15 protein-coding genes and 1 riboswitch are annotated in these 18,645 nt (G+C 73.8%); of the genes, 4 read left to right on the top strand and 11 right to left on the bottom strand.

What is annotated here, in order from left to right; genetic code table 11:
• Positions 1-18 precede the first annotated feature (18 nt).
• From IEY99_RS16670 to IEY99_RS16680, 3 genes are read right to left on the bottom strand one after another with little or no spacing between them, the layout of a single operon-like run.
• Positions 19-480: a hypothetical protein gene (locus IEY99_RS16670; RefSeq protein WP_189204174.1), complete on the bottom strand. Its 462-nt coding sequence runs from the start codon at positions 478-480 to the stop codon at positions 19-21.
• Positions 423-2,720 (bottom strand): CHASE3 domain-containing protein, encoded by a 2,298-nt coding sequence (locus tag IEY99_RS35370; protein WP_189204176.1) that lies wholly within the window; start codon positions 2,718-2,720, stop codon positions 423-425. Before IEY99_RS35370 ends, IEY99_RS16670 begins: the two co-directional genes overlap by 58 nt.
• A 10-nt stretch (positions 2,721-2,730) precedes the next feature.
• Positions 2,731-4,365 carry a sensor histidine kinase gene (locus IEY99_RS16680; RefSeq protein ID WP_229798801.1) on the bottom strand — a complete coding sequence of 545 codons (1,635 nt, stop codon included), beginning with the start codon at positions 4,363-4,365 and terminating at the stop codon, positions 2,731-2,733.
• A gap of 432 nt (positions 4,366-4,797) precedes the next feature.
• Here IEY99_RS16680 and IEY99_RS16685 point away from each other — a divergent pair, with 432 nt between their 5' ends.
• Entirely contained in the window at positions 4,798-5,430 is a 633-nt protein-coding gene (locus IEY99_RS16685) for a DUF6230 family protein (RefSeq protein ID WP_189204180.1), read from the top strand.
• Between the two features lie 85 nt (positions 5,431-5,515).
• On the top strand, positions 5,516-7,294 hold the full coding sequence (locus IEY99_RS16690) for a DUF6114 domain-containing protein (protein ID WP_189204182.1): 1,779 nt from the start codon (positions 5,516-5,518) through the stop codon (positions 7,292-7,294).
• 233 nt (positions 7,295-7,527) lie between these two features.
• Here the strand turns inward: IEY99_RS16690 and IEY99_RS16695 are convergent, their stop codons facing one another.
• The 5 genes from IEY99_RS16695 to IEY99_RS16715 are packed head-to-tail and all read right to left on the bottom strand — an operon-like array spanning position 7,528 to position 13,098.
• A complete protein-coding gene (locus IEY99_RS16695) occupies positions 7,528-7,926 on the bottom strand; it encodes a DnaJ family domain-containing protein (RefSeq protein WP_189204185.1) in 399 nt (132 codons plus the stop codon).
• A 9-nt stretch (positions 7,927-7,935) separates the two neighbouring features.
• Entirely contained in the window at positions 7,936-9,531 is a 1,596-nt protein-coding gene (locus IEY99_RS16700) for a dipeptide ABC transporter ATP-binding protein (protein ID WP_189204187.1), read from the bottom strand.
• The gene (locus IEY99_RS16705; protein ID WP_189204189.1) at positions 9,528-10,517 is read right to left on the bottom strand and encodes an ABC transporter permease; all 990 of its coding nucleotides are present in this window, start codon (positions 10,515-10,517) and stop codon (positions 9,528-9,530) included. The genes IEY99_RS16700 and IEY99_RS16705 overlap by 4 nt, the downstream gene beginning before the upstream one ends.
• Positions 10,514-11,404 (bottom strand): ABC transporter permease, encoded by an 891-nt coding sequence (locus IEY99_RS16710; protein ID WP_229798803.1) that lies wholly within the window; start codon positions 11,402-11,404, stop codon positions 10,514-10,516. Before IEY99_RS16710 ends, IEY99_RS16705 begins: the two co-directional genes overlap by 4 nt.
• Positions 11,401-13,098: an ABC transporter substrate-binding protein gene (locus IEY99_RS16715; RefSeq protein ID WP_189204191.1), complete on the bottom strand. Its 1,698-nt coding sequence runs from the start codon at positions 13,096-13,098 to the stop codon at positions 11,401-11,403. Before IEY99_RS16715 ends, IEY99_RS16710 begins: the two co-directional genes overlap by 4 nt.
• Before the next feature lie 97 nt (positions 13,099-13,195).
• Between IEY99_RS16715 and IEY99_RS16720 the strand changes: the two genes are divergently transcribed.
• Together IEY99_RS16720 and IEY99_RS16725 are read left to right on the top strand one after the other, a co-directional pair.
• Positions 13,196-14,290, top strand: coding sequence for a glutamate-cysteine ligase family protein (locus IEY99_RS16720; protein ID WP_189204193.1), 1,095 nt, complete (start codon positions 13,196-13,198; stop codon positions 14,288-14,290).
• Positions 14,291-14,326: 36 nt separating this feature from the next.
• Positions 14,327-15,301 carry a DUF6461 domain-containing protein gene (locus IEY99_RS16725; RefSeq protein ID WP_189204194.1) on the top strand — a complete coding sequence of 325 codons (975 nt, stop codon included), beginning with the start codon at positions 14,327-14,329 and terminating at the stop codon, positions 15,299-15,301.
• On the opposite strand, the gene IEY99_RS16730 is transcribed toward IEY99_RS16725, so the two are convergent.
• The 3 genes from IEY99_RS16730 to IEY99_RS16740 form a co-directional block, all read right to left on the bottom strand.
• Positions 15,298-16,338, bottom strand: coding sequence for a BMP family lipoprotein (locus tag IEY99_RS16730; protein ID WP_229798805.1), 1,041 nt, complete (start codon positions 16,336-16,338; stop codon positions 15,298-15,300). The two genes, IEY99_RS16725 and IEY99_RS16730, sit on opposite strands and share 4 nt — an antisense overlap.
• 8 nt (positions 16,339-16,346) lie before the next feature.
• The gene (locus IEY99_RS16735; RefSeq protein ID WP_189204198.1) at positions 16,347-17,951 is read right to left on the bottom strand and encodes a methyl-accepting chemotaxis protein; all 1,605 of its coding nucleotides are present in this window, start codon (positions 17,949-17,951) and stop codon (positions 16,347-16,349) included.
• A 167-nt stretch (positions 17,952-18,118) separates the two neighbouring features.
• Positions 18,119-18,355 carry a chaplin gene (locus tag IEY99_RS16740; protein WP_189204200.1) on the bottom strand — a complete coding sequence of 79 codons (237 nt, stop codon included), beginning with the start codon at positions 18,353-18,355 and terminating at the stop codon, positions 18,119-18,121.
• Positions 18,356-18,472: 117 nt separating this feature from the next.
• Positions 18,473-18,589: riboswitch (SAM riboswitch) on the top strand.
• Positions 18,590-18,645 lie beyond the last annotated feature (56 nt).

Here is an 18,645-nt window from a genome sequence, read left to right on the forward strand (position 1 = left end):
CGCAGATGGTGCCGGCGCTCAGTCCTCGGCGCCCGGCTCGGGCGTCGGCGACACGGTCGGCTCGCTCGAGGGCTCCTCGGTCGGGGCGTCCGTCGGCTCGGTGGTGGGCTCGGTCGTCGGGGCGTCCGTCGGCTCGGTGGTCGGCTCGGTCGTCGGGCCGTCCGTCGGCTCGGTGGTCGGCTCCGGCGTGGGGGCCGGCTTGGGCGTGACCACCTTGCCCGACGTCACCACCTTGGTGGCGGTGTAGACGGCGCCGCTGCGGGTGCCGCTCACGACGATCCGGTGGCCCACGGCGACGAGGGCGAGCGTGCCCTTCTTGCCGTTCACCACGACCATCGCCTTCTCGGCGACGACGACGCTGGTGACGACGGTCTTCTTGGTGGTCTTCTTGCCCTTCTTGACCGTGACCTTGGTCTTCAGCGTCACGGCTCCGGTCGCGGCGTCGACGGCGCTGACGGTGCCGGAGGCCTGGAAGCGCACCGCCTTGACGGGCTTGGTGGTCTTCGTGGTCTTGGTCGTCGTGGTCTTGGTCGAGGTGGTGGACTTCGGCGTGCTGGACGGCTTCGGCTTCGCGCCACCCTTCGACGCCGACGCCGACGACGAGGCCGGCGACTTCGCAACCGCGATGGCGGCGGTCGACACGGCGGGAACGACGATCCCGGTGGCAAGCAGGGCGGCAACAGCGGTACGGCGCATACGCATGTGAGCGGTACTCCTCGGTTCAGGGGAGACTCCAGCTTCACCACGGTCGGTTGCAGCTCGGTTGCCGGTCGTGGTGCATGCCGGTAGTGCGCGGCACCGGCGGGCCTCAGGAGGGCGGCGGCCGCAGCGGCAGCGTGATGGTGAAGGTGCTGCCCTGGTCGAGCTTCGACTCCACCGCCACCGTGCCGCCGTGCTCGGTGACGATGGTGCGCACGATGGCCAGCCCGAGGCCCGAGCCCTGCACCGCGCGGTCCATGGCGTTGGCGCCGCGGTGGAACGGGGTGAACATCCCGGGCAGGTCGCCGTCCGGGATGCCGATGCCGGTGTCCGTCACCACCACGACCGCCCTGCCCCCCCTCGGCGTGGACGCGATAGTCGACCCGGCCGCCCGCAGGAGTGAACTTGACCGCGTTGTCGAGCAGGTTGCGCAGGGCACGTTCGAGCCGGCGGGGGTCGCCGTCCACCCAGACGGCCTCGGTCTGGCCGCTCAGCGCGACGTCCCGGCCGCCGGCCGCCGGCGCCACCTGCGCGTGCACGGCCGAGGCCACGGCGGCGAGGTCCACGGCGACGGCGTGGTCGGTGGCCGGGCGCTGGCTCGGGTCGAGCACGAGCAGGTCGGACACCGTGTCGTGCAGCCGGTGCGCGTTGCGCAGGATCGCCTCCAGACCGCGCTGCTGCATCGGCGCCAGGTCGCCGGCGTCGCCCTCGGTCAGCATCTCCGCGTACCCGAGGATGCTCGCCAGCGGAGTCCTCAGCTCGTGCGTGACCGTGGCGACGAAGGCGTCCTTGCGCTCGTCGAGCACGCGCAGCTCGGTGATGAGCTTCTCCTGGCGCTCGCGGAGCCGGTGCTGGCGCACGAAATGGTCGATCTCCCGGGCGATCGTGGCCAGCAGGCGCCGGTCCTCGGCACTCCACCCGGGCCGGTCACCGTGGACGACGCAGAGAAAGCCGGGCGGATGCTCGGCGTCGCCGCCGAGCGAGACGGCGAGCGCGCCCGGCACCTGCGGGACGTCCGTGACGGTGCCGGGCTCGGCGGCGATGACGTCCACCAGGGCGGACACCGGCAGCGGCGGCGTTCCGGGCGGCCAGTGGGCCTCGACCAGCCCGGCCGCGGCGATCCTGCTGCTGCCGTGGACGGCGTCCGCGCCGAGGGCCACACCGATCAGCTCCGCCACCCGGGCGGCCCCCCGCGCGGCGTCGTGGCTGTCGCGCAGCACGCCGGCGACCGCCGCGCGCAGCTCCGTGCGTCGCAGCCGGGCCAGGTCGGCCGCGTGCAGGCGCTCGGTCTCGGCGGCGAGGCGGTTGAGCGTGCCGATCACGGCGCGGATCTCCCCCGGCCCGGACGGGACCGCCCGCGCGGACCACTCGCCGCCGGCGAGCCGGTCGAGGGTCTCCCGCAGGTGCTCCAGCGGTGCGAGCAGGAAGCGGCGTCCCCACGCGCCCGCCACCAGCGCCACGGCGAGCACCGCCGCGCCCAGCACGGCGAAGATCAGCTGCGCGATGCCGGACTCGCGCCGGGCGGCCGCGGCGTTCTTCTCCTGCAGGTTCGCCAGCGCGGCGTCGACCGCGGCGTTGGCCGTGCGGAACTGGTCGAACAGCTGCTTGCCGCGTTCGGTGTGGGAGAACTCGGGGGCCGCGGTGCCGGCGACGACGATCGGTGTCGCGTACGCGTTCAGCCACTGCGACGCGGCCGTCCGCTCCGCGGCGAGCAGGCGCCGTACGCCCGGGTCGGCGGTGGTGGTGGCGACCGCGTCGAAGGAGGTGAAGGCGGAGGCCCGGCCCCGGTCGTACGGTTCCAGGAAGTCCCGCACGCCGGTGAGCTGGAAGCCGCGGACGCCGGTCTCGGCGTCGGTCAGGTGCTGCAGCACCGCGGTGTTGGCGTCGCGGGCCTGCTCGAGCCGGGCGGCGCGGCCGGCCTGCGCGACCCGTAGCCGATCGCCGACCACGAGCTGGAGCACCACGACCGCGGCGAACAGCGTCAGGAGGGTGAGGAAGGCGGCGTTCGCGCGCCGGCGCATGGAGCCCACGTCAGGCGCCCGGGAGCGTGAAGGCGATGGTCGTACCGCCACCGGGTGCCCCGTCGGCCCAGATGTGGCCGCCGTGGCGCTCGACGATGCGCTGGCAGGTGGCCAGGCCCACGCCGTGGCCCGCGCGCCCGGCCACGCCGAGCTGCGCGAACATCTCGAAGACGCGCAGCCGCTCGGACTCGGGGATGCCGATGCCGTTGTCGGTCACGGTGACCAGCCACTCGGTCCCGCGCGGTTCCGCCGCCACGGTCACCCGGCTCGGGCGGTCCGGGTGGCGGTACTTGACCGCGTTGCCGACCAGGTTCTGCAGGAGCTGGCGCACCAGCGTGGGGTCGAGCGCGAGCCACGGCATCTCGCCGGCGACGACGACCTCGGCTCCGGCCGTACGGATGGTGTCCCGCAGGTCCAGGAGCGCGTGCTCGGCCACCTCGCCGAGGTTCGCCTTCTCGCGGCGGCAGGGTTCGCTGCCGGCCCGGGCGTAGCTCAGCAGCGCCCGGATCAGCTCCTGCATCCGCGCGACCGCCCGGGTGGCGGAGGTTATCCACTTGTCGGCCTGCTCGTCGAGGCGCTCGCGGTACTCGTCGGCGAGCAGCTCGAGGTAGCCGTTGACCACCGCGAGCGGGGCGGCGAGGTCGTGACTGACCACGCCGGCGAACTGCTCCAGCTCGGTGTTCGAGCGCTGCAGCTCCGCGATGGTGACGGCGAGGTCGGTGTGCGCCTTCTCCAGGGCCCGGCGCCGGGCCCGGTCCGCGGTCACGTCGGTCATGGCGATGACCGCGCCGAGCGGCGCGCCGCTCGTGGAGCGCAGACCCCGGCCGCCCACGACGACATGCCGCGGCGCGGTGCCGGGCGACCGGATGACGATCTCCGCACCGGAGACCGTGCCGCCGCGCAGAGCGCGCAGGAGGGGCACCTCCTCGGGCGTCAGCGGCGTGACCCCGTCGGTGCGGAACAACTTGTAGCGCTCGGCAACCTGCTCGGGCGCGACGTCCGGTTCCCGGCTCATGTCCGAGTGCCACTCGCGCCCGGTCCGGTTGAACACGGTCACGCGGCCGGACGGGTCGGCGGCCATCACGGCCACGTCGATGGTGTCCAGGACCGCGTTGGTGAACTGCCGGCGGTCCTCGGCCTCGGCCAGCAGCTGGGCGTTGACCCGGGCCTGCCGGCGGCGCTCGAACAGGGCGAGGACCACCTTGGCGAGGTCCTTCAGGCGGGCGATCTGGTCCTCGCTGAGCTCGCGCGGCTGCGAGTCGAAGACGCACAGGGTGCCCAGCGCGTAGCCCTGCGGCGTCACCAGCGGCGCCGAGGCGTAGAACCGGACGTCGGCGAGCAGCCCGGTGACCCAGGGGTTGGCGGCGTAGGTGGGGTCGGCGCTGGCGTCGGGCACATAGGTGAACTCGCCGGTCTGGAACCGTACCGCGCACATCGAGTCGCTCCGCGGGGAGTCGCCCCCGGCGAAGCCGGTCGTGGTGAGCTGGCACTGGCGGTGCTCGTCGATGAGGTTCAGCGTCGCGGTCGGCACGCCGGCCACCATGGCGGCCACCCGGACGACCGCCTCGAGCTCGTCGTCGGCGGGCGCGTCGAGCAGGCGGTACTCGTGCAACGCCGCGAGGCGCCGCTGCTCCTCTGCGCTCACCTGCCGCCGCCCCTGCCCTCGCGTGGTCCCGACATGAGGTATTTCGGCACGGATGGCCGCCATCTGAACTCGCGCTCGCCGCACGGGTAGTGCACAGACCTGTGAGCTTCCTGAAAGTTGTTATCTATCCGTAACCTTTGATCTTTGCGTACGTGTGGTGACGGTCACATGTGACTTTGCCGACCCTTGTGTCCAGTATCGACACATCTTTTACGGCCGGGCGAGAAAAGTAGTCACTGTCGGTAACGGATTTTGTGTCGGGCACGTTACCGGCCGGTAGCGGAGCCCCTTGTTCCCGTCACCCGGTAGAGGCAACATTCCCCCCACGTTCACACGGCCGCATTGACGGGTCTCACTTCCGGACCGACCAGAGTCGACCGCGATGCGGACCGTACGGCGGCCGGGCCGTTCCATCATGTACGAGGAGGATCCGTGAAGGATGCGCAAGGCGATCCGGCTTACGGTCGCACCAACTGGCGCCGTTTCGCCGTAGCGGCGGCGGTGCCTGCCGCGGCTGCCGGTGCCTTGGTTTTCGGGATGGCCAACGGGGCGTTCGCGGCCTCGTTCACCGTCTCAGGTCAGGCGTTCAAGATCTCCGCCGACAGGCTCGAGGGCAACGGCTTCGCGCAGTACGGCGGTCATGACGACACGGTGAACGGCAAGCAGATCCCCGTCGCTGTCTCGGGTATCGCCTCCGCCGAGTTGTACAACCTGTGCCAGTCGGTGAAGACGCCGGGTCTGCCCGTCGTCCTCACCATCCGGGCGGGCCGGGAGGCCGGCAAGCCGGCCAAGGCCACCGACCTGGTCATCGGTGTCAGCGAGCTGAGCGGCGAGGCGAAGTTCACCGACATCAACATCGGCCAGGACGCCAGCACGCTGGGCCTGGGCGGCAAGGCGGCCAAGGGCAAGCCGGGCGACTTCGGCCAGGAGGCCAAGCACGTCACCATCACCGACCTGCGCCAGACGGCCGTGTCCACCACGGCCGGCACGTTCACCCTGAGCGGGCTGAACATGAAGGTCAACCTGCCCGGTGCCGACGGCAAGCCGCCGGCGGAGTGTTTCTGACGCACGACCCGAGGCCCGCGGAACGCACCGTCCGCGGGCCTCACCCATGCCGGGGCGGCACAGCACCACCTGACTGGAGGAGTACGTGGCAACACCAAGGACCTCGGCCGGCGGCGGATTCCGTCACTGGCGGCGCACCCGGCCCTTCTGGGGCGGGCTTCTGCTGCTGCTCGCCGGGTTGGAGCTGTTCCTCAGCGCCAACCTGACGCTGGGCGACCTGCAGGTCCACTTCGGGCCGGAGGGCTTCCTGTCCTACCTGCTGCCCCTGCTGTTGTGGCTCTGTGGCCTGCTGAGCTGGTTCACCCCCGGCCAGCGGGTCTTCTACGGCATCCTCGGACTGCTGACCGCGGTCTACTCGCTGATCGGGCTCAACCTGGGCGGCTTCGCCGTCGGCATGCTCATCGGCATCCTCGGCGGCGCCCTCGTGCTCGCGTGGACGCCGCAGCGGCCGCAGCCCGAGATCGCGATCCCGGCCGACGTGGACGAAGCCGTCGACCCGGCGGAACCGGCCGGTGACCCGGCGCAGCCGCAGGCGCCGCGCGACGCGCCGGCGCCGCACGACCGGGCGCCCGACCTCGACGACACCGCGGTGCTGCGCCCGGCCGGCCAGCACGGTGAGCACGGCCAGCACGGCCAGCACGGCCAGCACGGCCAGCACGGCATCGTGCCCGGCTTCCCGGGCGGCGAGGCCCGACCGGACGAGCCCGGCCAGCATCCCCGGCGGTTCGGCGACGCGCCCCGCAAGGCGCTCGCCATCGGCATCGTGCCGCTCGTGGTGGGCGCGATCGTCGTGACGAGCGGCCGGACCCCGGCCCGCGCGGAGGAGGAGTGCCCGGAGGGCCTCCCGTCCCGCCCGGCCGCGGCCGCCAAGAAGGAGGCGGCCCGGCAGTCGGCCGCCTCGCTCTCCCCCTCCGCCCCGGCGAAGGCCAAGACGGCCACGACCAAGGCACCGGCACCGCAGGCGGCCCGCCGCGGCGCCACCCCGTCCTCGCCGAGCGACAGCGCGCCGGCGAAGGCGGACGACGCCGAGGAGGGTGACGGGGAATCCGGCAACATCATCGTCGAGGGCTGGAACAACCTCGTCGACGGCGTCGGTGACCTGCTCGGCCTCGGCGACGACGAGGGCGGGGACGCCGCGGACGCGGCCGAGGCGACGGAGGCCGGCAAGACGGCCGAGGGCGCCGAGGCCGCCGCGGAGCCCAGCGCGCCGCCGTCGGCTCCGCCGCCCGCGCCCGCCCCGGCGCCCTCCGCGCCGGTCCCGGCCGAGCCGGCCACGCCGGCCGATCCGGCGGGCACGACCCCCGGCCAGCCCGCGCCGGACGCCCCGGGCGCGCCGGCGCCCGGCGCGCCCTCCGGCTCGGCCTCCACGCCCGCGTCGGCCTCGCCCACGCCGAGCCTGCCGGACATCCCCTGCCTGGGCCCCCGGGTCTTCAAGGTCGCCGGCCCGGACGACGTGCCGACGGTCTCGATGCGCGGCGGCACGCTCGAGAGCAAGTCGCTGACGATGTACAACTCCAGCTACGACGGCGTGATCGACCTGCCGACCGCGGAGGGCACCCTCAAGGCCCTGAAGTTCAGCATGAAGAAGACGGTGACCAAGCCGTTCCAGCTGACCGTCCCCGAGCAGGGCACCGCGAGCACGGTGATCAACAGCGACGAGCTCATCACCGAAGGCAACGTGCGCTTCTACACGCCGAGGTTCCAGGGCAAGCTCTTCGGCCTCATCCCGGTCACCTTCACCCCGGACAAGCCGCCGCCGCTGACGCTGCCGATCCTGTGGTTCACCGACGTGAAGATCCAGCTGGCCTTCGTCCGCTGCGACACCCTCACCGCCGAGCCCCTCAAGCTGACCGAGAAGTCCTAGGACTCATCCGACCACGCGGTCAGAGTGCCTCGGCGGCCCGGCGACGGTGTCGGCGGTGGCCTCCAGCTCGAAGCCGGCGACGCCGCCGTGCTCCACGAGGGTGACTCGACATACAGGTGGTCGCTCCGGGCGACCATCGCGTCGAACGGCTGTGTGTCGTCCTCGGGCGCTCCCGCGACGATCTCCAATCCCGCGCTGCGCAGCGCCGCGGCGCGGTCGTCGGGCAGCACGGCCTAGGACGGGCGCCCCGCGCGGCGCTCGCGCCACCCGCGGACGACCTCGTCGGCGTCCAGCGGCGGCAGCAGCACCGGCGGGCCGTCCAGCAGGCCGGCCCGGGCCTTGCGCAGCTGCTCGTTCAGGTCCGTCACGTACCGGCGCACGTCCGCCTCCGACGTGCGCCGGTCGACCGTCTCCCGCAGGTCCTGCGCCTCGCGGCGCAGCGCCAGCGTGGGTGGCAGCGCGCCGGACGTGGCGCCCTCGCGGCGCAGCCAGTCCTTGACCCACCAGTCCTCGTCGTACTCGCGGCCGTGGTCGCTCAGCGGCTTGCCGGCCCCGGGCAGGTCGTCGAACTGCCCCTGCTCCTGGGCCTCGCGGATCTTGCGATCGAGGTGCGACTCGTACCAGTCGGCCATGGCCCCAGCCTACGGGCGTGCGGCGAGCGCCCGGCGTGCGTCCCGGCGCCGGCGGGCCTCCTGCGGGTCGGTGACCGGCACGGCCGCCAGCAGCTGCCGGGTGTACGGGTGCTGCGGCAGTTCGTACACCTGCGCCACGTCGCCCAGCTCCACGACCGCGCCGGCGTGCAGGACCGCCACCCGGTCGCAGATCTGGCGGACCACGGCGAGGTCGTGCGACACGAAGACCAGCGTCAGGCCGAACTCGCGCCGCACGTCCTCGAGCAGCGCCAGCACCTGTGCCTGGGTGGTGACGTCGAGGGAGGACACCGGCTCGTCGCAGACGATCAGCCGGGGGCGCGGCGCCAGCGCCCGGGCGATGCCGACGCGCTGGCGCATGCCGCCGGAAAGCTGGTGCGGGTAGCGGTCGTAGGCCGCCGGGGTCAGGCCGACGCGGACCAGCAGGTCCTCGACCCGGGCCCGGGGCGCCGGCTCGCCGAGCAGGCGCAGCGGGTCGGCGATGCTCTCCCCCACCGTGCGGCGGGGGTTGAGCGAGGACATCGGGTCCTGGAAGACCATCTGCACCGAGCGGCCGCGCCGGCGCGCGACGTCCGTGCCGGCGAAGGTGATCGTGCCGGCGCTGGGGCGGACCAGGCCCACCATCATCCGGGCCAGGGTGGTCTTGCCGGTGCCGCTCTCGCCGACGACGCCGAGCGTCTCGCCCTCGCGGACGTCGAGGGTGACGCCGGCGACGGCGCGCACCGGCGCCGGGCGGCGCAGGGACCGGCGGCGCCGCTGCGGGAAGTGCTTGTGGACCTCGCGCAGCCGCAGCAGCGGCTCGCCGGCGACCGTTCGTGGCGCTCCGGGCCGGGGCACGGCCGCGAGCAGGTCCTTCGTGTACGCGGCCCGCGGCGTGGTCAGCACGGCGGCGGTGGGCCCCTGCTCCACCGCGACGCCGCCGCGCATGACCACGACCGAGTCCGTGGCCCCCGCCACCACGCCCAGGTCGTGGCTGATCAGCAGCAGGGCCGCGCCGGTCGTGGTGCGGACCTCGTCGAGCAGGTCGAGGATCTGCGCCTGCACCGTGACGTCGAGGGCGGTCGTCGGCTCGTCGGCGACGATCAGCCGGGGGCGGCAGGCCAGCGCCATGGCGATCAGGGCGCGCTGGCGCATGCCGCCGGAGAACTGGTGCGGGTACGCGCCCGCGCGCCGCGCCGGCTCCGGGATGTGGACCCGGCCGAGCACCTCGACCGCGCGTTCCCGGGCGGCCCGGCGGGTGGCGCCGGTGTGCAGCCGGTACACCTCCGCGATCTGGTCCCCGACGGTGTGGAAGGGGCTGAGCGCGGTGAGCGGTTCCTGGAAGACCATGGCGATCCCGGCGCCGCGGATCGCGCGCAGCTGCCGTTCGGAGGCGGCGGTGAGGTCGGTTCCCTCGAAGTCGATCCGCCCGCCGAGGGTGGCGCCGCGGTGCAGACCGAGCAGAGCCAGCGCGGTCGCGCTCTTGCCGGAGCCGGACTCGCCGACCAGGCCCAGGGCGCCGCCCGCGGCCAGGTCGAACGAGAGGCCGTCGACCGCCCGGGTCGCGCCGAAGCTGATCCGCAGGTCGCGCACCGACAGCAGGGTCATCGCAGGTGCACTCTCGGGTCGACGGCGGCGTACAGCAGGTCGGCGACGGCGTTGGCCACGACGACGAGGAAGCCGGTGAGCAGGGTGACCCCGACGACGACCGGCAGGTCGATCTGGTTGACCGCGCCGACCAGGAGCCGGCCGACGCCGGGCAGGCCGAACATGGTCTCGGTGAGCACGGCGCTGGCCATGATGGCGGCGACGTCCACGGCGGTGAGGGTGACCAGCGGCACCAGGGCGCCGCGCAGCGCCCGGCGGAACACGATGCGGCGCTCGGAGAAGCCGTACGCCCGGGCGGTGCGCACGTGGTCCTCCGCCAGGGTCTGCCGCACCCCGGCGCGGGTGAGCCGGGCATACGCGGCGGACTGGATCACGGCCAGGGCGAGCCACGGCAGCAGCAGGTTCTGCGCCCAGGCGAGCGGGTCGGTGCCGAACGGCACGTACGTCGGGAACGGCAGCCACTGCAGCTGGACGCAGAAGAGCATCAGCAGGAAGAGCCCGACCAGGAAGACCGGGACGGCGTAGCCGGCGAGGACGAGGCCGTTGACGAACCGGTCGAGCACCCGGAAGCGGCGCAGCCCGGAGAGCAGCCCGGCGCCGATGCCGACGGCGAGCGAGAGGACCTCCGCCCCGAGCGCCAGCGACGCCGAGACCGGCAGGCGGTCGGCGAGCAGGGCGGTGACCGGCTGGTCGGTCTCGAAGGAGTAGCCGAGGCAGGGCGCCGGGCAGTGCCGGACCTGCGGCCCGGCGGGATAGTCGCGGCCGAGGACCAGGCCGCGCAGGAACTCGCCGTACTGGGCGGGCACCGACCGGTCGAGGCCCATCGCGGCGCGGACCTCGGCGAGGCGTTCCGGGGTGCAGCCCTTGCCGCAGGTGAGCACGGCGGGATCCTGCGGCGCCAGGTAGAACAGCCCGTACACGACGGCCGAGAGTCCGAGCAGGACGAGCAGGGCCCCGCCGCCGCGGCGTACCAGGTAGCCGATCACCGCAGCAGCTCGCTCTGGCGGGGGTCGAGGACGCAGCGGACGCCGTCGGCGACCAGCACGAAGGCGAGCAGGGTGAGGAAGAGCAGACCACCGGGGATCCAGACGTACGCGGGGTCGGCGCGGAACCAGGTGGTGGCGCTGGAGAGCATCTGCCCCCAGGACGGCGTCGGCGGCCGGACCCCGACGCCGAGGAACGACAGCCCGGCCTCGGCGATCATGTTGGCGGGCAGCACCAGGGCGGCGTACGCGAGCACCGGCGCGGCCAGGCCGGGCAGGATCTCCCGGCGCGCCACCCGCAGCGGCCCCGCCCCCGATACCCGGGCGGCGGCCACATAGTCGCGGGTCTTGAGCGACAGCGTCTCGCCCCGGGTGATCCGGGCCATGCCGCCCCACCCGAGCACCGCGATGACCACGGCCAGCAGGGCCGGGCGGGGCCAGCTCTGCGGCACGATGGCGAGCAGGGCGATGGCGAGCACCAGGCTGGGGAACGCGAGCACCAGGTCGGCCAGGCGGCTCAGGGCGGCGTCGGCCCAGCGCCCGCCCAGACCCGCGGCGACGCCCACGCCCACGCCGAACAGCAGTTGCAGCAGCAGCGCCGAGACCGCGACGCCGAGCGAGACCCGGGCGCCGTGCACGACCCGGGCGAAGAGGTCGCGGCCGGTGCCGGGCTCGACGCCGAGCCAGTGCTCGCCGCTGATCCCGCCGAAGCGGCCGGTCGGCACGCCGCCGCGGGCCGAGTCGAGCAGTTCGCTGTGGAACGTCGTCGGGTCCTGCCCGGACAGTGCGGTCAGCAGGGGCGCGGTCAGGGCGACGAGCACCATGACCGCGGCGACGACCGCGCCGGTGAGGAAGGCGCGGTCGGCGAGCAGGCGGCGCAGGACGGTCACTTGACCGAGACCCGGGCCAGGTCGTAGGTGCCCCGCCAGCCGTCCGGCACGGCGTTCTTCACGTTCTTGCCGTACAGGTAGACGTCCTTGGGGTGGGTGAGCGGGATGACCAGGGCGAGCTTGCCGAGCCTGGCGTCCAGGGCGCCCCAGCGCGGTGCGGCGGCGGCCGGGTCGGTGAGCGCGTTGATCGCGTCGATCTCGGCGTTGACGGCCGGGTCGTCGTACTGCGCGAGGTTGAAGTTGCCGCCCGCGGTGACGATCTGGCGGCCGTCGAAGACGGGGATCAGGAACGGGCCGCCGGAGGGCCAGTCGGCGCCCCAGCTCTGCAGCGACAGCGCGGGCTGGGTGGCCGGCTTGCCGGTGACGTCGCGGTAGGTGGCGCTGTCGATGGCGTTCAGCGTGACGGTCACGCCGGCCTGCTTGAACGCCTCCTGCACGGCGGCGGCGACCTTCGGGCCGAGGCCCTGCGCGTCGTCGTTCTCGTGGGCCAGCTCGATGGCGAGGCCGCTGTGCCCGGCGGCGGCGAGCAGCTCCCTGGCCTTGGCCGGGTTGCCGGTGTCACCGGCCGGGAAGTAGTCGTAGGGCTGGTGGCCCAGCGCCGCCTGCGGGGGCAGGAAGGTGGTCGAGGGGCCGGCGACCGCGCTGCCGCCGAGGGCGTTGACGACCGAGGTGCGGTTGACCGCGTACGACAGCGCCTGGCGCACCCGCACGTCGTCGAACGGCTTCTGGGTGGTGTCGAAGGCGAGGTACGTGGTCGACGGGAACTCTCCGCGGGCCACCCGGCGGTCCAGCTCGGACCCGGTGCCGAGCTGGGCCAGCTGCTCGGGCCCGACGACCGCGTCGGTGGTGACGGCGTTGGCGTCGGCCCCGGCGCCGGTGCTCAGCCGCTGGTTGATGACGGCGGCGTCGAGGCCGGCGGTCACCTCGATCCTGTCGGGGCAGGCGTACCGCAGCGAGTCCGACGACCGCTTCCAGTGCGGGTTGCGGACCAGGGAGAGGGTCTTCTTCTGCTCGTACGCCGCCACCATGTACGGCCCGGACGAGATCGGGTGCTTCTCGTAGCCGACGCCGGAGTCCTTGCTCTTCGGCACCGGCGCGAACTGCGTGGCCGTGGCCAGGTACGGGAAGTCGCCCTCGGGCTTGCGCAGCCGGAAGACGATCGTCCGGTCGTCCGGCGTCTCGATGGCCCGCAGGCCCCCGGGCTGCTTGTAGGGCCCCTGGTATCCGGCGGCGCCTTCCAGCCAGTCCCGCAGGTACGGCGCGCCGCCGGGCAGCTCGGGCGCGAAGGAGCGCTCGATGCCGTACTTGACGTCCGCGGCGGTGATCGGCGTGCCGTCCTCGAAGAAGATGTCGTCGCGCAGCCGGTAGGTCCAGGTCCGGGCGCCGTCCGACGGCGTGCCCAGGTCGGTGGCGAGGTCGGGGGCGGGCCTGGTGCCGGCGTCGCCGGGCAGCCGGTTGCGGGTGGTGAGGGTGCGGAACAGCAGTGACGGGATGTTGCCGCCCCCGGAAGTGTAGAGGCGGGCCGGGTCGAGGTGGGTGATGCCGCCCTGGTTGAGCACCGACAGCGTCCCGCCCTGGCAGGTCGCGGGGTCGAAGGCGGCGGACGAGGAGCCGCCACCGCCGCCGCCCTGGCAGGCGGAGAGGGATCCGGCCAGCAGCGTCGCGGCGAGGGCGAGGGGGACGGGTCTGCGCATGGCCCACCCTACCTACTTGACCGCTAGGCAATGCAAGCCCGTCGATGCGAAGGGAGACGCTACCCACAATCTCTATGGGCACGGTAGGATTCCGGCCATGATGGGGTCCATGCTGCCGCTGACCGAACGAGCCGCCGAGACGCTGCTCGCCGACCGCGCGTTCGCGCCCGCGCGGCCGGGCTTCGTCGGCGCCGCCGTGGACCTGTTGCTGTCCCAGCCCGGCCTGCCCGGCTCGCTGACCGGCTCGCTGCTCACCGAGCGTCCCCGCCTGCGCCACGGCTTCGTGACCGTGCGCTCGCCGCGGATCGCGGTGGTGAGCGGGCCGCCGTCGCCGGGCATCGACGCGGCGATCGCGCGCCTGGGCGACGACCTGCCGCTGCCGCAGCCGCTGTTCGGCGGGCACGGCCTGACCGTCCTCGACGAGGCATCGGACACCGTGGACCCGGCGGCGCCGGGCGCCTCCGCGGGCTGGGCCACCGCGGGCGTGCGCGTCGGGCTCGAGGCGGGCCTCGACGAGGACGGGCTGCTGGGGCTGCGCCGGCGCTGGAGCCTGGCGCACGCGCTGGCGCCGGTGCTGGCCGCCGCGTTCGCCAACTCCCCACTGCGGCACGGGCGGCCGACCGGCTGGCGCAGCAACCGCCAGGCGCTGCGCCGGCTGCCGCCGTGCGGCCCCGACCCGCGCGCCGACTGGGCCGCCCGGGTGCTGGACGCGCCGGTGGCCCGCGGCTCCCGGACCTTCCGCGAGTGGACCCGGGCCGCGCCGGACGGCCGCCCGGACGTCGCCGACCTCGCCCGCCACCTGGGGACGGTCCGGTTCCCGGTCGCCGCGCACGGGCACCTGGAGATCGACGTGGCCGACCGCCAGCCGGGCGCCGGCTGGCGAGTCCCGGTCGCGGTGATCGCCGCGCTGATGGACGACCCCACGGCGGCGGCGCGGGCGCTCGCCGCCGCCGAGCCGCTGCGCACCACGCCCGGGCTCTGGGAACGCGCCTCCCGCGACGCCCTCACCGACCCGATGCTGGCCGTCGCCGCGCGGCTGTGCTTCGTGGCGGCGTACGAGGCGCTCGCCCGGCTGGGCGTCGCGCGGGAGCTGCGCGACGCGGTGGCGGCCTTCATCGACCGCTACGTGATGCGCGGCCGCTGCCCCGCCGACGACGTGGTCGACCGGGCCACCGCGCCGTACCGCCGCTGAGCTGGGGCGCCACGGCCCAGGCCGTAGGCTTTGCGCGTGGATGACCTCGCGTACGCCCGGGCCCGGGCGGCGGAACTCGGCCCGCGGTTCTGCCTGACCTTCGTCAAGGGCGCCGACGAGCGCACGGCCCTGACCCGGATGGGCGCGTACCCGGACACGGTCGCGCGGCGCACCGGCTCGGAGCTGGACGGCGCCGCCGCCGCGATCGACCTCGGCCGGTGGAGCGTGGTGATCGAGCCGGGCGGCGCCGAGGGTGCCGACCACGTGCTGCTGGAGGAGGTCTCCCGCGGCACGGAGGCGCTGTCGGTGCTGCGCGACGACGCGGCGTCGCCGCGGTTCACCTACGCCGTGGCCGGCACCACCACGGTCGCGTTCGACCCGGCGTACCCGTCGCCCGAGCTGACCTGGGGCGCCGACCCCGAGCTGCTGCGCCACGTGATGGGCGCCGTCGGGCTGCGCGAGCCGGCCGGTGAGGACGAGGAGACCTGGCGCGACGCCGAGGCCAGGGCGATCGTCCTGGCCCAGCGGCTCACCGGCGCGCGGATCCCCGAGGACGCGCTCGGCGTGCCCCGGCTGTCCGCGCGGATCGAGCCGTGGTTCGTGGGTCCGGCGCGCCCCGGCGACCTGCTGCGGCCCGGGCGCCGGTTCGCCGAGGTGTTCGCCGCGATCGACGCGGCCGGCGACGAGCGCCGGCGGGAGGTCGCGGTCGCCCAGGTGCGCCGGCTCGCCGCGACCCTCGGCGTCGCGGACGCGCCCGGCCTCGCCGAGGCCCTGGAGCAGGCGGCGCGCGGGGCCGGGCGGCCGGTCACCATGGACTCGGGGCTGGGCCGCGAGGTGCGGCGCTGGCTGGACGGGCCCAACGCGGACCTGCGGGCGCTCGCGGTGGCGCTGCGCGGGGTGCTCGGCCGCGACCCCGTGGTGGCGCTGCGGGCCGCCCTGCGGCCGCTGCTGTCCGGCCCGGAGGCCGACGGGATCCCGGCCGGGATCGTGGCCGCCCTGCGGGCCCCCTAGCTCGTCGGGACCTTCTCCGCGCCGCTCAGGATGCGGAAGCGGGCCTTCTCCATACTGGCCACGTACTTCTTGATGGCCGGGTTGGAGGTCGCGTACCCGAGGCCGTCGACCTTGAGGTCGTAGCGCCGGACGCCGCCGGACCGGTCGCCCTTGATGAACGCCTGGATCTCCTGGAAGACCGCGTTGTCGACGCGCTTGAGCATCGAGGTCAGGATCCGCTCCTTCACCTTGCCCTCGGCGCTGGCGTACTGGTCGCTGTCGACGCCGATCGCCCACACGTCGCCGGCGGCCGCGACGGCCTCGAACGAGCCCTGGCCCGAGCCGCCGGCGGCCGAGTAGACGACGTCCGCGCCGTCGGCGATCAGCGCCGCCGCGGCGGCCTTGCCCTTGTCCGGCGAGCCGAAGCCGCTGAAGTCCGGCGGCTTGCTCAGGAAGCGGCTCTCGACCCGGATGCCCGGGTCGACGCTGCGCGCCCCGGCCTCGTAGCCCGCCCAGAACTTGCGGATGACCGGTACGTCCACCCCGCCGACGAAGCCCACCCGGCCGCTCTTGGAGGCCAGGGCCGCCGCGACGCCGACCAGGAAGGAGCCCTGCTCCTCGGAGAAGATCAGCGCCACCACGTTCTTGGCCTGCACCGAGTCGTCGTCGATGATGGCGAACAGCCGGTCCGGGTGCTCCGCGGCGACCGCCTTGACGGCGCCGGCGTAGAGGAAGCCGACGGCGATGATCGGGTTGCTGCCCGCCTGCACGAGCTCGCGCAGCGCCGCCGAGCGCCCCTCGTCGTCCTCGGTCTTCGTGGTGACCTCGCTCGCCTGGACGAGCAGCTCCTTCTTCGCCCGGTCGATGCCCTCGCCGGCCGCGTCGTTGAAGCTCTTGTCGCCCCGGCCCGCGTGGTCGTACGCGATGCCGACGTGGATCGCCTCGCGGCCGAGACCGATCAGCGCGGCGCCGCTCTTGTCGGTGACGGGCGCGGCGGTGCACGCCGACAGCATCGCGACGGCGGCGGCGAGCAGGGCGGCGGTGATCCTTCTGCGCATCTGCATCCTCAGTACCGGAACTGCCCGACGGCGTCGCGCAGGGTGGTGGACATGCGGGTCAGTTCGGCGGCGGCCTCCCGGGCGCGGGCCACCTCCGCCGAGGTCGTCGACGTCGCGGCGGCGACGGCACGGATGTTCTCGGCGATGCTGGCCGTGCCGCTGGAGGCGGCGACGGCGCCGCGGCTCATCTCGACGGTGGTGGCCGTCTGCTCCTCGACGGCGCCGGCGATGCTGGTCTGGTAGTCGCTGATCCGGGCGATGACCCCGCCGATGTGCCCGATGGCGACCACGGCCGCCTCGGTGTCGCCCTGGATCGCCTTGACCAGGCTGTCGATCTCCTCGGCGGCCTTGGCGCTCTCCTGCGCCAGGTCCTTGACCTCCCCGGCGACCACGGCGAAGCCCTTGCCGAGCTCGCCCGCGCGGGCCGCCTCGATGGTGGCGTTCAGCGCCAGCAGGTTGGTCTGCTCGGCGATGCTGGTGATCAGCCGGACGGCGTCACCGATCGCCGAGGACGACGAGCCGAGGTTGGCGACGGTGCCGTTGGCGGTCTCCGCGGCGGCGACCGCCTCCGCGGCGACGTTGGCGGCGTCCGTGGCGTTGCGCGAGATCTCCTGGATGGAGATGCCCATCTCCTCCGAGCCGGAGGCCATCGTGTCCACGTTGCGGCTGACGTCCTCGGCGGCCCCGGCGACCAGGTCCGCCTGCAGCGAGGTGTCCCCGACGCTCTGGGCGAAGGCCGCCGAGACGGCGTCCAGGTCCGCGGACGTGCGGGTGAGCGCGTCGGCCTGCACGGCGACGTCGGAGACGATGGCCCGCACCGAGTCGACGGCCTGTCCCAGCGCGACCGCCATCTGGCCCACCTCGTCGTTCCACTTGCTCTTCGGCGTCTCGGTCAGGTCGCCGTCGGCCACCCGGCGCAGCGCGTCGCGGGCGGCGCCCACGGGCCGCACGATGCTGCGGGTGACGACCCAGGCGGAGACGGCGCCGAGCAGCAGCGCGAGGACGGTGGCCACGCCGATCGCCCACTGCGCGCGCTGCGCCTCCTCGGCGGATTCCTGCACGGCCGCGACGCTGCGGGCGTCCACCGAGCTGGCGAGCTTCTGCGAGTGGACCATGATCCGGTAGTAGCTGTTGAAGCTGTCGTAGATGGCGATCTGGTCGGCGTTCCACAGCGCCTGCGGGGTGCCCGGCTTGTACGCGGCCACGAGCTTCTCGTTGACCGCGATGTAGGTGTCCAGCTCGGTGCCGACCTGATCGAACAGCTGCCGCTCGGTGCCGGTGAAGGCCCCGGCGTCCACCTGGGAGAGGAACGTCTTGAAGGTGTCGCGTTCCTGCTGCCAGGCCTTGAAGGCGACCGAGTCGCCGCCGATCGCGCGCTGGGCGCCGAGCCGGTAGATGTCGTTGATGTAGCTCGCCTGCCAGCCGTTGAGCGTGGCGGCGTGGGTCTTGATCTCCTCCGCCTGCCGGGTCAGCACCTCGAGCCGCCGGACCTCGTTGGCGGAGCCCCGCTGGGCGAGGATCGTGACGAAGCCCATCGCGGCGACGCCGAGCAGCAGCACGAGTACAGCGGCGAAGGTCCCGAACAACCGGGTGCCGATAGAGAACCGCCGCACGTGGAAATCCCTCCGCTTGGATGGCGGCGTCAGATGCCGCCCATCCTCCGATCGGCACCCGATCACCGCGGCTGAGCCATTAGGCCGATCTTCGAGACGGCGCGGCGCCCGGAGCGGGTGATCCTGCGTGCCACCCGGTTCCGGACGCCGTCGCCGGTGCGGTGTCGTCAGTCGTCGTTGACGCAGGTGGCGTCGGTGCTGGCGATGCCCAGGACGGCCAGGCCGTTGCCGCAGACGTTGACCGGGACGTGCACCGGGATGTCGATGCTGTTGCCGTTCAGCAGGCCCACGTTGACGTTGCCGTTGTGGTCGTCGTGGTCGTGGGCACTCGCGGGTCCCGCGCTCAGGACGAGCGCCGCGGCGGCCACACCGGCGCCGACTGCCAGACGTTTGACCAGTTTCATGTCGTACCTTTCGCTATTTTCCGACACATGCCAGGACTCACCGTAGTTCCGTTATCACAATCAGTGGCCATTTCGGCGGTAGAACCCTCCTGGGTGACGTCTGCTACCGTCGGCACTGGTCATGAGTGCCAGCGACAAGCCCCGGCTAGCTGGCCGGCAACCCTTGCGTCCGCGATGGGGTGCCCCGGGTGAGGACCGGGCCGGCGTCGATGACGACGCGGGCAAGCGCGGGCCCCCGGCGGGGTCCCCGACCCCGTGGAGGTTTCCGTGATCTCGACCGTGCGGCACGA

It is taken from the genome of Couchioplanes azureus (assembly GCF_014648355.1).
Lineage (GTDB): Bacteria > Actinomycetota > Actinomycetes > Mycobacteriales > Micromonosporaceae > Actinoplanes > Actinoplanes azureus.